Genomic DNA, 13,370 nt, shown 5'->3' on the forward strand with positions numbered 1-13,370 from the left:
CCCGAGGGAGGCACCCGTGGATTTTCTGACCAAGCTTGGACCGATCGACCTGTTCGTGGCCGCTGTCCTGGCCGCCGGCGTATTCGCCGGCTTCATGCAGGGCATGGTGCGACAGGCGCTGAACATCGTGGTGGTGATCGTGGCATTCATCATCGCCGGGCTGCTGCACGATCCATTTGACAGCATCCTCAGTGGCTGGAACGTCTTCGGCCCCGAACTCCGGCTGCAGCTGGTCTTCCTGATCCTATTCGTGGGTCTCACCATCGGCGGCTGGTTCATCGTCCGCGTCTTCTGGCGTGGGACCCGCCTCCCGATCGCCAAGCAGCTCGACGAGCTCGGCGGGGCGGTGCTCGGCTTCGTCTTTGCCGCACTCTCGATCGTGATGACGCTCGTGGTCATGGACACCTTCTTTCGGACGGCGCCGGATGCCGCAGTCAACTCGGCCGGCCCGCTGAAGGGCTTCTACGACGCGATGGACTCATCGGTGTTGGTCGACTTCTTCCGCGCCACCCTGATCCCAACCCTGGGCCAGGCTGCGCGCCCATTCGTGCCATCCGACATCGCCGAGTTCCTGACGGGGTCGTGATCCCGGCGGCCGCCGCCGGTGGGTCGGGCATTGCCGGGCGCCCATCCTTCATCGACGACCGCGCCTGGTTCGACCGGTCGGCGGCCGATGTGGCGCCCGACCTGCTTGGCGCGTTCCTGATCCACGACACGCCCGCCGGCCGGATCGCCGGTCGGATCGTGGAGGTGGAGGCCTACCTGGGACCCGAGGACCTGGCAGCGCACTCCTCGCGCGGGCAGACCCCGCGGAACTCGGTCATGTTCGGCCCGCCCGGACACCTGTACGTCTACCTGGTGTACGGCATGCACCATTGCGTCAACGTGGTCTGCGGCCCGGACGCCAAGCCCGAGGCTGTCCTTCTGCGCGCCGCCCAGCTGACGACGGGGGAGCGGCTGGCTCGGACCCGGCGCGGGAAAGTTCCGGCCGCCAGGCTCGCCGCGGGACCGGGCAACCTGGCCTCCGCTTTCGACATCGAACGGCGGCTGAACGGTGCCGATCTGCTTGCGGGGCCCGTCCGGCTCGGCCGCGGCCCGGCACCCGTGGAAATTGACCGGACCGCGCGCATCGGCGTGGACTACGCGGGCGACTGGAGCGATCGACCCCTCCGCTACCTGATCCACGATGACCCCCACCGATCCCGGCGCTGAGCCCGGCGCGGGCGCCGCAGCCGATGCGGGCACGCTGCGCGCACTCGAGTTCGCGGCAATCGTCGATCAGCTCGCCGGCCTGACGGCCTTCGGGCCGTCGCGGGAGCTGGCCGAGGCAGCCGTCCCGCTCGCTGACGCGGTGCACGTCGGATTGCTGCAGGACCAGACGGACGAGGCCAGCCGCCTCCTGGTGGAGCAGTCGCAGGCCACCGTCGGAGGCGCCCGTGACGTGCGCCAGGCTCTCGAGCGCGCGCGGCGGGGAGGACGCCTGGCACCCGCCGACCTGCTTGACATCACCGAGACCCTGCGCGCCACCTCCGCCTTTGCCGCGCGCCTCGGCGAGTGGCGAGGGACGCACCTCACCACGGTCCGCGGCGAGCTTGACGACGCGCCACAGCTGCGGGCGCGGATCGAGCGGACGGCGGACGAGGCGGGTGAGATCCTCGATTCGGCGTCCGCCGAGCTCGCCGCCATCCGCAAGCGCCTCCGAACGGCCCAGGACCGAGTTCGGGAGCGGCTGAACACGATGCTGCGCTCCAGCACCCTGGCCGGGGTCATCGGCGAGGCGATCGTGACCATGCGCGCCGGCCGCTACGTGATCCCGATCCGGGCCGAGGCCAAGGGAAAGCTCAAGGGGATCGTGCACGACCAGAGCGCCTCGGGCGCAACCCTCTTCGTCGAGCCGCTGACCGTCGTGGAACTGAACAACACCTGGACGCAGGCCACCCTTGACGCAGCCCGTGAGGAGGAGCGAATCCTCGAGGAGCTGTCGCGCGAGGTCGAGGCGCATGCCGAGGCGCTGCTCGCCTCACTCGCGGCACTGGCTCGCGCCGACCTGTGGATGGCGCGTGCGCGGCTGGGGCTGCAGCTTGACGGCGTGCGTCCGCAGGCAGCCGATGACGCTGCCGAGCTACTCTCGGCGCGACACCCACTGCTCGGCCCAGGGGCCGTGCCGATCGACCTTCGCATCGGTGAGCGGTTCGGCTATCGGGCGCTGATCGTCACCGGCCCGAACACCGGCGGCAAGACGGTCTCGCTCAAGACGCTCGGCCTCCTGGCACTCATGCATCAGGCCGGCCTGCGCGTTCCGGCCGCCGAGGGCGCGCGTCTGCCGGTCTTCGCCCGGGTCATGGCGGACATCGGCGACGAGCAGAGCATCGCGCAGTCGCTCTCCACCTTCTCGAGCCACCTGCGCAACGTGGTGCGCTTCGTTGCCGCCGCCGGACCGGGCACGCTGGTCCTGCTCGACGAGATCGGGGCCGGCACCGATCCCACCGAGGGGTCGGCCCTGGCCATGGCGATCGTCGAGCGGCTGCTCGCTTCGGGAGCGATGGTCGCCGCCACCACCCACTATGCGGAGCTGAAGGCGTTTGCCCAGGAGCATGCGCTGGTGACCAATGCCTCGGTCGCCTTTGACGTGGCGACCCTGCGGCCCACGTATCGGCTGGAGATCGGCCTCCCCGGCAAGTCGCAGGCCTTCGCCATCGCAGAGCGCCTCGGCCTGTCAGCTGAGATCCTGGAGGATGCCCGGTCGCGCCTGGGGGCGGAGCACGTGAGCATGGAGGAGACGCTCGCGGCGATCGGCCGAGCCGAGGCCGATCGCTCCGTCGCGCTGGAGCGAGCCAGGGAGGAGCGCCAGGCTGCGGAGGGCGATCGCGAGCGGGCGCGCAGCGGCGTGGCTCGCGCGCGCAGCGAGGCGGCCCAGATGCTGGCCGATGCGCGGCGGGTCGCCGACGTGATCCTTTCCCGCGCCGAGCGCGAGGTGGAGGAGGTCCGGCGCGAGCTGACCCGCCAGCGCAACCTCCGCACCCCGCGCCGCGGGGGAGCGGTTGCCGGCGACGCATTCGACGGCCTCTCAGAACGGGGAGCTCGAGCTCGATCCGATGCGTCAGGCACGGACGAGACTCCGGTCGAGGGTGAGGGCGAGACCGCCCAGCCGCGCGTCGGCCTGTGGGGTCGCAGCCGCACCCTGGGCAGCGCCGGGCGGATCGTGGACATCAGCGGTCGCACCGGGCGCGTTACCATCGAGACCGATGGGGCACGGGTCGTCATTCCCGGAGACGACGTCGAGGTGGTGGCCGAGCCGATCGCCGGACCGGCCCCGCGCGACGAGGAGCTGGCCGAGCTGAAGCGTCGGGCGGCGAGCCGTATCGCGCCGCGCCTCGACCTCCGCGGGGAGCGTGTCGAGGCGGCGCTCGAGCAGCTGGGTGCCTACCTGGACGAGGCACTCCTGGCCGGCCTGGACGAGGCGGTCATCGTGCACGGGGTGGGGACCGGCGCGCTGCGCCGCTCCATCCGCGAGTACCTGGCCGAGCATCCGCGGGTGCGCTCCACGCGACCCGGTCGACGCGAGGAGGGGGGCGACGGGGCGACCGTCGCGGAGCTCTAGGGGCTCGACGCTGGCGACGGCGTCGGGATGGGAGGCACACTCGGCAGCACGATCGGCGTCGGCAGTGGAGCCTGCGTCGGCGTCGGCGACGGGACTGGTGTCGGGGAGGGAGTCGGCGACGGGCTGGGCGACGGTGTCGAGGTCGGGATCTCGCCCGGCGTGCAGGTCTCGATCGGGGCGAGCGGCGCGTCGAAGGCCGGTGCCGGCGCACGACGCACGGTCTCCTCCTTGCCCAGGTAGCGCTCGATCCACTCCCGGTTGGCCTCTTCCCAGGTCGGGTGCGACCCCTCGTAGTCGACGAGGTCCAGATAGACCTTCTCCTCGGGTGCGCGTGAGCCGGGCGATTCGCCTGGAACCGGCGAGGCCGGGATCGGATCGCCGCAGCCGGGCTGCCAGATCTTGCCGGTCGCCTCTTCCACCGCCAGCTCGCGGTGGAGCGAGTCGCGCTGCGTGGGCTGGTGCGCGGCGGCGAAGTCCTCGGTCACCGTCTCGGTCGTGAACTCGCCCGGCAGCATCCCCGTGAGAGCGTCGACCTCGGCCTCGACGATGCCCGCCGGCCGTGTGAATTCCCGCAACGGCAGTTCCTTGGCCGCCGTCACCTCGGCCATGTAGTCGTGCCAGATGAAGGTCGGGCCATCGGCCGCGAAGACGTCCTGGATCGCCGAGAAGTCGCTGTTCCCGACCCAGACGCCGGTGATGATGGCACCCTCGTCGACGGCCGGATCCTCATCGGGCGCCAGGTAGCCGAACGCCTGCAGGTCGCGGAAGTCATTGGTGGTGCCGGTCTTCAGGGTCGCCGGACGGCGACCCGCGTCGGTGGTCAGCTGGAAACGCTGCCCCCAGATGATGTTGGTGGCGGGGTTGGTGTTGTCGGCCAGGATGTCGGTCACCAGGTATGCGGCGTCCTCGCTCAGGACCCGTTCCGGCTCCGGCGCATCCGCGGCCTGGTCGTAGATGACGGTCCCTTCGCGGTCGGCGATCTTGGCAATCACGAACGGCTCGGAGAGGACGCCGCCGTTGGCGAGGGCGCCGTACGCCGCTGCCAGGTCGAGCATGTGGACGCCGATGGTGCCGAGCGTGAGGGAGGGGACCGCCACGTCCTTCTGCTGTGGATCCCACTCGAGCCCGAGGCGCTCCCCCATGTCGACCACGTTCTGGGTGCCGATCAGCTGCTGCGCCTTGGCGACCGGGATGTTCCAGGAGTACTTGAGCGCATCGCGGACACGGACCGGGCCACGCTCGTTGCCGCTGGCATTGGGGACCGAATAGCCCTCCGCCACGATCCCCTCGACGTCCATGAACATGGTCGCCGGCGTGATCGTGCCGCGCTCGAAGCCCGTCGCGTAGGTGATCGGCTTGAAGGCGGAGCCCGACTGTCGAAAGGCTTGCCCTACCACGTCGTACTGCGGCTGGTGGGCGGGCGTCGCCTCGCCGTAGTAGTTGGCGGAGCCGACGTACGCCATCACGGCTCCGGTCCGGTAGTTGATCGTCACCAGCGCGTCGTTGTTGATGTTGCGGCCCTGCAGGCTGTGGATCCAGCCGTTCGGTCCGGCGGCAGCCTCGCCGTACTTCACGAGGAGTTGCTCATCGGTCATGCGGTCCATGTCGTAGGCCACGCCGGCCCACTTCTCGGCGGACACCTGGTAGCCGTTGTAGTCGAGGGTGGTGCTGATCACGAGGCCGCCGCGGTCCAGGAGGTCCTCGCCGCCGAGGAGGTCGGCTGCGGCACGGCGTACCGCATAGACGAAGTGCGGCGCCTTGTACTGGCGATCCTGGGGCGGCGCCAGCACGATCTGCTCAGCGGCAGCCTGGTCCCGCTCGGCCTGGGTAATGGCGCCGGTTTTCACCATGCCGTTCAGGACGAAGCCCTGCACCCGGATCGCGTCGGCGTCGGGCGGGACGACCAGGATCGAGTTTCCAGCGGCATCGGTCGAGGGCACGGCGACCTGTGTCGGATCCAGCGCGGACGGGGCGCGCACCAGACCGGCGAGCAGCGCGGCCTCGCCAATCGTCAGCTGGTTCTCGGGAGCAGACGAAGTGATGTCCTTGGCGAAATAGCGGCTGGCGGCGGCCCAGATGCCGTAGGCGTTGTTTCCGTAGTACACCTGGTTGAGATACATCTCCAGCAGCTGCTCCTTGCCCTCGCGCCCGGGAAAGGCGTCACCCACCTGGAGGGCCAGCAGCGCCTCCTTGATCTTCCGCTCCCAGACTCGGTCGGGGTTGGCCAGCAGGTCAGCGTCGAAGAGGCGGATGCGCACCAGCTGCTGGCAGATGGTCGAGGCGCCCGACACCGTCTCCGAGGCCGAGAAATTCTGGAGCGCCGCGCGGACAATGCCCTTGAAGTCGATGCACGGATTGGTCCAGAAGGTCTGATCCTCCGCCGCAACCTGCGCGTCGGCCATCACCTGGGGAATCTTGTCGAAGGTGAGTACCCGCCGCTCCTCCGCAGCGAAGGTCGCGAGCTCGACACCATCGGCGGAGACAACGGTTGACCCTTGGCTGAGCGGGAACTCCGCGAGCTTGGAGGTGTCTGGGAGGCCGCTGGTGTATGACGCGAAGACGGCCACGACACCGATGAAGAGAGCGCCCGCGAGCGCCGCGAAGGCGCCCAGGATCAATGCCGGGAGCGGCGCGACCTTGATGCCGCCGGGTGAAGTGGGGGAGCGCGGCGCCGGCGGCCTGCCTGAATAGCGGCCCCGGGCCCGCGGGGGCCGTCCGTTCATCGCGGCCAAGCCTAGCACGGGGCGCCGCGAGGGGCGGATCGGCCCCATATACTCAACCGCCCATGGCCGCCCACATTCTCGATGAGCTCGACTGGCGTGGTGCCATTGCCCACAGCACCGACCCGGATGCCCTGCGGGCCGCCCTCGCCGCAGGCCCGGTGACGTTCTACTGCGGCTTCGATCCCACGGCCCCGAGCCTTCATTTCGGCAACCTTGTGCAGCTGATCACGATGCGGCGACTGCAGCTGGCCGGCCACGACCCGATCGCGGTGGTCGGCGGGGCAACCGGGCTCATCGGCGACCCAAGCGGACGATCGGTCGAGCGCAGCCTGAACGAGGCCGACGTGGTCGCCGACTGGGTCGAACGGATCCGGGCCCAGGTCGAGCGATACCTAGAGTTCGGTGGATCCCACGCGGCGCGCCTCGTCAACAACCTGGATTGGACCTCGTCGGTATCGGCACTGGATTTCCTCCGGGATGTCGGGAAGCACTTCAGTGTCAATCGGATGCTCGACAAGGAATCGGTAAAGGCCCGACTCGATGGGCCGGGGATCAGCTTCACGGAGTTCAGCTACCAGATCCTGCAGGCATTCGACTACCTGGAGTTGCATCGCCGTTACGGCTGTCGCCTGCAGACGGGTGGCAGCGACCAGTGGGGCAACCTCACCGCCGGCGTCGACCTCATCCGTCGCGTGGCCGGCCACACCGTGCACGCCATGGCGACGCCACTCATCACCAAGTCGGACGGGACGAAGTACGGCAAGACCGCCGATGGCACGCTCTGGCTCGATCCGACGCTGACGAGCCCGTATGCCTTCTACCAGTACTTCCTGAACACGGACGATGCCGACATCGGCGCGCTGCTGCGGATCTTCAGCTTCCGGTCCCGTGAGGAGATCGAGGCGCTCGAGGAGACAACCGCGCAGCAGCCCGAGGCGCGCGCCGCCCAGCAGTCACTGGCATCCGAGCTGACCGCGCTCGTGCACGGCCCCGATGCTGCCTCCCAGGCCGCTTCCGCCAGCGCGGCTCTCTTCGGGCGCGGCGAACTAGTCGAGCTCGACGCGGAGACGCTGGCGACTGCCGTGGCCGAGCTGCCCCACGCGGAGGTGAGTGGCCCGATGCCGACCATCGTCGAGCTGCTGGTGGCCGCAGGCCTGGCCGACAGTCGAACAGCCGCCCGGCGGACGGTGGCTGACGGTGGCGCCTATCTGAACAACCGGCGCGTCAGCGATCCGGAGATGGTGCCGAGCGACGGAGACCTCCTCCACCGACGCTGGCTGGTCCTGCGTCGCGGGAAGCGCAGCCTGGCCGCCATCGAGCGGGTCGCCTGACGGGAGGTCAGTGCTTCTCGCCAGCGCCCACCTTGGCTTGGTGGTCGGCGATGACTCGGTCGGAGATGGTGCTCGGCACCTCTGCGTAGTGGTCGAGCTTCCAGTTGAACCGTCCGCGGCCCTGCGTGATGCTGCGCAGCTCAGTTGCGTAATGGAACATCTCCGCCTGAGGCACCTGCGCATGGAGGTGCTGCATCCCATCCGATGAGTCCATGCCCAGGACGTGCCCGCGCTTGGCGGTGATCTGCCCCATCACATCGCCCATGTAGGCATCCGGGACGATCACCTCAATCTCCAGGATCGGCTCCAGCAGGGTCGGATCAGCCTCCGGGAATGCCCGCTTCAGGGCCTGGCTGGCGGCCACCTTGAAGGCCATCTCGGAGCTGTCGACGGTGTGATAGCTGCCATCCACCAACCGGGCTCGCAGGTCCACGACCGGATACCCGGCCAGCACCCCCTCGGCCAGGGTTTCGCGCAGCCCCTTCTCGACGGCGGGGATGTACTGCCTGGGGACCACGCCGCCGACGATCTTGTCACCGAACTCGAATCCCGACCCGGATGGCAACGGCTCGAACTCGATCACCACGTGCCCGAACTGCCCATGGCCCCCGGTCTGGCGCTTGAAGCGGTTGTCGACCTTGGCTGGCCTGCGAATCGTCTCCCGATACGGCACGCGCGGGCTGCCAGTGCGAACCGATGCTCCGAACTTGCGCTTCAGACGCTCGACCAGGACATCCACGTGGGCGTCGCCCATCGCCGTCAGGATCGTCTCGCCGGTGCCCTCCTCGCGGTGCACGCGGGCGCACGGCTCCTCCTCAAGCATGCGCGACAGCGCCTGTCCCAGCTTGTCCAGGTCCGCCTTGCTCTCCGGCTCGATGCTGACCTGCAGGCTCGGCGACGGGAACTCGAGCGGCGGCAGGCTCACCGCCTGGGCGCGGTCTGCGACCAGCGTGTCGCCGATCTGCGTGCTCGCCAGCTTGGCGACCGCCACGATGTCGCCCGGACCAGCCTCCGGCATGTTCACCTGCTCCTTGCCGAGCAGCCCCAGGATGTTGCCGATCCGCTCCTCCGCCTTGCGGGTAGCGTTCCAGAGGTGACCCTGGGCGCGGAGCGTGCCGGCGACGATGCGGAAGTAGGTGAGTCGCCCGACGAAGGGGTCGGCCGTTGTCTTGAAGACCTGCGCCACGAAGGGCGCCGCCGGGTCAGGCTCGATCTGCTTGCCGTCGCTGGTGGTGCGCGCACCGACCTCGGCAGCCGACGGGATGTGCTTGGCGATCATGGTCGCCAGCTCGCGGACGCCGATGTTCTTCAGCGCACTGCCCACGAAGACCGGAACCACGCTTCCCTCGCGCGTCCCCTTGTGCACGGCCGTCTCGATCTCCTCGTCGCTGATCGACTCGCCGTCGAGGTAACGGGTCATCAGCTCATCGCTCGCCTCGGCGGCCGCCTCCACCAGGGCTTCGCGGCGCGCCTCCTCGCCGGCTCGCATGTCGTCCGGGATGGGCGCTTCACTGGGCTTGCCGCCCTCGTACACGTTGGCGTGCTGCTCGATGACGTCGATGTAGCCGCGGAACGAGTCGGCGGAGCCGATCGGCAGGTAGACGGGCGCGATCTTGGGGCCGAACTTCGTCTTCAGGCCGTCGAGCACGGCATCGTAGTTGGCGTTCTCGCGGTCCATCTTGTTGACGAAGATGAAGCGCGGCAACTTGCGCTCCTCGGCCAGCCGCCACACCTCCTCCGTGCCGACCTCGACCCCGGCCGATGCATCGACCACCAGGATCGCGGCATCGACCGCGGCGAGCGCCTCGATCACATCGGCCTGAAAGTCGGCGTAGCCGGGGGTGTCGACCAGGGTGATGCGCGCCCCATCGGCCTCGAGCGTCCCCATTGCCAGGTTGATGCTCTGTCGCCGCTTCTGCTCGTCCGGGTCGTGGTCGAGCGCAGCGGACCCGGCGTCCACGCTGCCCAGTCGCGCAATGGCGCCGGCGTCGAAGAGCATCGCTTCGGCAAGGCTCGTCTTTCCGGCGCCACCGTGGGAGATGAGGGCCACGTTCCGAATCAGGTCGGGGCTGGTCGGCTTCATCGGTGCTCCTTGTGCGCGGGTCGCAGCAGCCGAGGCCGATTCCGCCTCGGGCGAAACGTCAAGCCGGGAGTGGGGCCAATTATACGGAGCGGGCGCGGAATGGCGGCATCCGCTCACCGGTCAGCGGCGCCGCAGCTCGATCCCCAGCCAGATGTAGAAGAGCGGGCTCAGGACGAGTCCAGTGGCCGCGGCCGGAATGGCGACCAGCAGGTTGGTCGGCGTCAGGATGATGAGGCGCCCCAGGTACACCACGATGAGCAGGGCGCCAACCGTCATTCCCAGAGCTGTCAGGGTGCTCGGCAGCGTCCTGCTACGGCGAGACTGCCACGCCAGGACGAGGAGGCCGAGCCCGCTGATCCCGAAGGTGAGGAGCCCGCGCGGGTCGATCCCGCTCGGCAGCTCCGCCTCGGCCAGGACGTCCGCGACGGGAGGGTGTACGGCATTCGCCAGGTCGTAGCCGCCGTGCACCATCGCCCCGGTCGCTCCCACGGCGACCAACATCAGGCCCAGGAGCCCCACGGCTGCCGCGCTGTCGAGCAGCCGGCGGTAGAGGGCCACCAGCACGAGGACCGAGAGGAACCCGCCGGCCATCAATGCGATCGAGGCGACCGTCAGGCCGAGCTTCGGGGCCCAGCCTGCCACCACGCCACCCAGGAACGCGACCGAGTAGACGATTCCGCCGATCCCAGCGGCGATGGCGCCGGTCCCGGCGACGCGTTCGTAGGCGGCCGCTGCATCATGAGTCGAATCGGAAGACATCGAGGTCAGCATGCCACGGGCCTGCGGCGGCCGACAAGACCCAATGCCTGGCTAGCCAGTCTTCGCCTGGTAGCTGGCCAGCAGCCACGCTGGCTCGCGGTCGTCGAAGCGACCGAAGACCCACTCCGGCCCGAAGGTGGCCGGCAGGTCGAGCGAGGTTCCGACAGTCTGGAAGTGGTGCACCACCTCGGCACCCGCGGCGATGGCAGCGTCGCGATCGTTGGGCAGCAGGCGAAGGGCGTATTGCGTGCCCACCGCTGCCGCCAGGATGGCTCCGCCAGGATGGACGAGCGCGGGGCCGTCGAAGACGAGCCAGCGTGTGTCGGCCGGGAGCACCTGGTTGAGGTCCTCCCAGAGCCGATCCACGACCTTGGGATGCGTGCCCAGGTGCCGCCGGTCGACCTCTGGCGGTGGTGGGCCGAAGGTCGCCTCGGCCGCAGGACGGCCGTGCGCCAGGTAACCCAGCGCCCCGGCGTTCTCGTCCCGGTCGAGGAGCGGCACCATCGGCCCATGGTAGGGAGGCCACCACGGCATTGCTACAATCGGGGCTCCCACAGCGACCGGAGGCCCGATTGTCCGGCCACAGCAAATGGTCACAGATCAAGCGGCAAAAGGGCGTCAACGACGCCAGGCGCGGCGCGCTCTTCACCAAGCTGACTCGCGAGATCATCACTGCCGCGCGGCATGGTGGTGGCGACGTCGACGGCAACTACCGGTTGCGGATGGCCGTCGACAAGGCGCGCGACAACAGTATGCCGACGGAGAACATCAAGCGTGCCATCGAGCGAGCGACCGGCGCGGGCGCCGATGCGGTGCAGTACGAGGAGATCACCTACGAGGGCCTCGGGCCGGCGAACGTGGCGGTGATCGTGGCCGTGATGACCGACAACCGGAATCGCACCGCCTCCGAGGTCCGCAGCATCTTCACCAAGGTCGGGGGCTCGCTGACTCCCGTCGCGTGGCAGTTCGAGCAGCGCGGGCTGCTGAGCATCCCGCTGAAGGGGAACGACCCCGACGAGGTGACGCTGGCCGCCATCGACGCGGGCGCCACCGACGTCGACACGCCCGAGGGCGGTGTCATCCTGGTCATGACCCAGCCTGCCGATCTCGAGCGGGTGCGATCGTCGCTCGCCGCCGCGGGCTACCCCGCGACCTCGGCCGAAGTGTCGATGGAGCCGACCACCAAGGTCGAGATCTCCGATGAGAAGGCGGCACGCCAGGTCCTGGGCTTCGTGGAGCGCCTCGAGGAGCTGGAGGACGTGCAGAACGTCTACGCCAACTTCGACCTGCCTGATGCGCTGATGGAGCAGCTGGAGGCATCGGTCGCCTGATCCCGCGCGACGCTACGATGCTGCGGTGATCGCGCTCGGCATCGACCCAGGCACGGCCCGCTGCGGATTCGGGGTGGTGGCGCTGGACGACGGTCGCCTGCGACTGATCGACGCCGGGGTGATCCGCACCGAGAGCGCTGAGACCGATGCGGACCGCCTCCACGCCCTCCACAACGCGCTCACGCAGCTGCTGACCCTGCACCAGCCGCACCGAGTCGCCGTCGAGCGGCTCTTCTTCCAGCGCAACGTGCAGACCGCCATGGCCGTCGGGCAGGCGAGGGGTGTTGCCCTGCTCGCCGCGGCCGAAGCCGGGCTGCTGGTCGACGAGCCGACGCCGAACGAGGTGAAGCAGGCGGTCTGCGGCAACGGGGCGGCTGACAAGGCCCAGGTGGCGGCCATGGTGGCTCGCCTGCTGGGGATCGCCCTCGACGGGGTGCCTGACGACGCAACCGATGCGCTGGCGGTGGCGATCGGCTGCGCATATCGGGGCGCCTCGACCGCCCGCCTCGCCGTGATCCGATGATCGGCTCCCTGCGCGGGCCGGTCACGCACGTCGGCCAGGAGTTCGTCCTGGTCGAGCTGGGCGGCGTCGGCTATCGGGTCGTCGCCGGTCCTTCGCTGCTCGCCCGCCTGCGGCTGGGGAGCGAGGCGCGCATCTTCGTCCACCACCTCGTGCGCGAGGATCAGCAGGCGCTCTTCGGCTTCGCCTCGCCGGAGGAGCTCGCCTTCTTCGAGCTGCTGATGACCGTGACCGGGGTTGGTCCACGGCTTGCACTCGCCATCACCAGCGCCCATGCGGTGACCAAGCTCCAGCTGGCCATCGTCACCGATGACGCGGACCTGCTGACCTCGGTGAGTGGAGTGGGACGCAAGACAGCTCTTCGCATCATCCTGGAGCTGAAGGAGAAGATCCACGCCGCGGGGATCGCTGCCGGCGGGGGAGCGAGCACGGACTCAGACGTGGTCGCCGCCCTCGAATCGCTGGGCTATACCGCTTCGGAGGCGCGCCGCGCCGCCGGGGCGGTGGCCGGAAGCGAGGACGGCCTCGACCTGCGCATTAAGGCAGCTCTCCAGGAGCTGGCCAGGTCCCGATGACGCTCGATCTGGGGCGCTGGCGCGACCCCGCCGTTGCGGCCCGCATCCTGACCGAATTCCACGTCTGGGCGGTCGTGGGCGCATCGCCCGATCCGGAGCGGGCCAGCCACGGCGTCACGCGCTCGCTGCTGCGCTTCGGATACGAGGTGATCCCGATCTACCCACGCAAGACGACGATCCATGGCCTCGCCACGATGCCGGACCTGCGCACCGCGGCGGCGGAACGGCCGACCGACAGCCCGATCGAGGTGGTTGACATCTTCCGCGCCTCGCACCGTGCGGGAGCGCACGTCAACGAGGCGATCGAGATTGGCGCAAAGGCGGTCTGGCTGCAGCTGGGGGTCTGGGACGAGGAAGCCGCCGAGCGGGCGGATGCGGCGGGACTGCTGGTCGTGATGGACCGTTGCCCCGCGATCGACTATCCGCAGCTGGGGCTGCGCTGAGGGG

12 protein-coding genes are annotated in these 13,370 nt (G+C 69.4%); 8 read left to right on the plus strand and 4 right to left on the minus strand.

Features of this window, described 5'->3' with window-relative positions; translation table 11 throughout:
* The first annotated feature begins 16 nt into the window (after positions 1 to 16).
* Genes WEB29_05685 through WEB29_05695 form a run of 3 tightly spaced genes read left to right on the plus strand, consistent with a single transcriptional unit; the run spans position 17 to position 3,601 of the window.
* Positions 17 to 586, plus strand: coding sequence for a CvpA family protein (locus tag WEB29_05685; protein ID MEX2136439.1), 570 nt, complete (start codon positions 17 to 19; stop codon positions 584 to 586).
* Positions 583 to 1,212: a DNA-3-methyladenine glycosylase gene (locus WEB29_05690; GenBank protein MEX2136440.1), complete on the plus strand. Its 630-nt coding sequence runs from the start codon at positions 583 to 585 to the stop codon at positions 1,210 to 1,212. The genes WEB29_05685 and WEB29_05690 overlap by 4 nt, the downstream gene beginning before the upstream one ends.
* The gene (locus tag WEB29_05695) at positions 1,187 to 3,601 is read left to right on the plus strand and encodes an endonuclease MutS2 (GenBank protein MEX2136441.1); all 2,415 of its coding nucleotides are present in this window, start codon (positions 1,187 to 1,189) and stop codon (positions 3,599 to 3,601) included. Before WEB29_05690 ends, WEB29_05695 begins: the two co-directional genes overlap by 26 nt.
* Here the strand turns inward: WEB29_05695 and WEB29_05700 are convergent.
* Positions 3,598 to 6,324, minus strand: a complete 2,727-nt coding sequence (locus tag WEB29_05700; protein MEX2136442.1) for a transglycosylase domain-containing protein — start codon at positions 6,322 to 6,324, stop codon at positions 3,598 to 3,600. The two genes, WEB29_05695 and WEB29_05700, sit on opposite strands and share 4 nt — an antisense overlap.
* Before the next feature lie 62 nt (positions 6,325 to 6,386).
* On the opposite strand from WEB29_05700, the gene tyrS reads away from it, so the two are divergent.
* Entirely contained in the window at positions 6,387 to 7,655 is a 1,269-nt protein-coding gene (gene tyrS, locus WEB29_05705; GenBank protein MEX2136443.1) for a tyrosine--tRNA ligase, read from the plus strand.
* Between the two features lie 7 nt (positions 7,656 to 7,662).
* Here the strand turns inward: tyrS and fusA are convergent, their stop codons facing one another.
* The 3 genes from fusA to WEB29_05720 form a co-directional block, all read right to left on the minus strand.
* The gene (gene fusA / locus WEB29_05710) at positions 7,663 to 9,738 is read right to left on the minus strand and encodes an elongation factor G (GenBank protein MEX2136444.1); all 2,076 of its coding nucleotides are present in this window, start codon (positions 9,736 to 9,738) and stop codon (positions 7,663 to 7,665) included.
* Positions 9,739 to 9,858: 120 nt separating this feature from the next.
* Entirely contained in the window at positions 9,859 to 10,497 is a 639-nt protein-coding gene (locus tag WEB29_05715; GenBank protein ID MEX2136445.1) for a hypothetical protein, read from the minus strand.
* Positions 10,498 to 10,548: 51 nt separating this feature from the next.
* Complete coding sequence (locus WEB29_05720) at positions 10,549 to 11,001, minus strand: hypothetical protein (GenBank protein ID MEX2136446.1); 453 nt, start codon at positions 10,999 to 11,001, stop codon at positions 10,549 to 10,551.
* A gap of 68 nt (positions 11,002 to 11,069) precedes the next feature.
* On the opposite strand from WEB29_05720, the gene WEB29_05725 reads away from it, so the two are divergent.
* The 4 genes from WEB29_05725 to WEB29_05740 are packed head-to-tail and all read left to right on the plus strand — an operon-like array spanning position 11,070 to position 13,366.
* The gene (locus WEB29_05725; protein MEX2136447.1) at positions 11,070 to 11,828 is read left to right on the plus strand and encodes a YebC/PmpR family DNA-binding transcriptional regulator; all 759 of its coding nucleotides are present in this window, start codon (positions 11,070 to 11,072) and stop codon (positions 11,826 to 11,828) included.
* 25 nt (positions 11,829 to 11,853) lie between these two features.
* Positions 11,854 to 12,351: a crossover junction endodeoxyribonuclease RuvC gene (gene ruvC, locus WEB29_05730; protein ID MEX2136448.1), complete on the plus strand. Its 498-nt coding sequence runs from the start codon at positions 11,854 to 11,856 to the stop codon at positions 12,349 to 12,351.
* Positions 12,348 to 12,923: a Holliday junction branch migration protein RuvA gene (gene ruvA / locus WEB29_05735; GenBank protein MEX2136449.1), complete on the plus strand. Its 576-nt coding sequence runs from the start codon at positions 12,348 to 12,350 to the stop codon at positions 12,921 to 12,923. The genes ruvC and ruvA overlap by 4 nt, the downstream gene beginning before the upstream one ends.
* Positions 12,920 to 13,366 carry a CoA-binding protein gene (locus WEB29_05740; protein MEX2136450.1) on the plus strand — a complete coding sequence of 149 codons (447 nt, stop codon included), beginning with the start codon at positions 12,920 to 12,922 and terminating at the stop codon, positions 13,364 to 13,366. Before ruvA ends, WEB29_05740 begins: the two co-directional genes overlap by 4 nt.
* Positions 13,367 to 13,370 lie beyond the last annotated feature (4 nt).

The sequence above is a fragment of the Chloroflexota bacterium genome (genome assembly GCA_040902225.1).
In the GTDB taxonomy this organism is placed as follows: domain Bacteria; phylum Chloroflexota; class Limnocylindria; order QHBO01; family QHBO01; genus CF-167.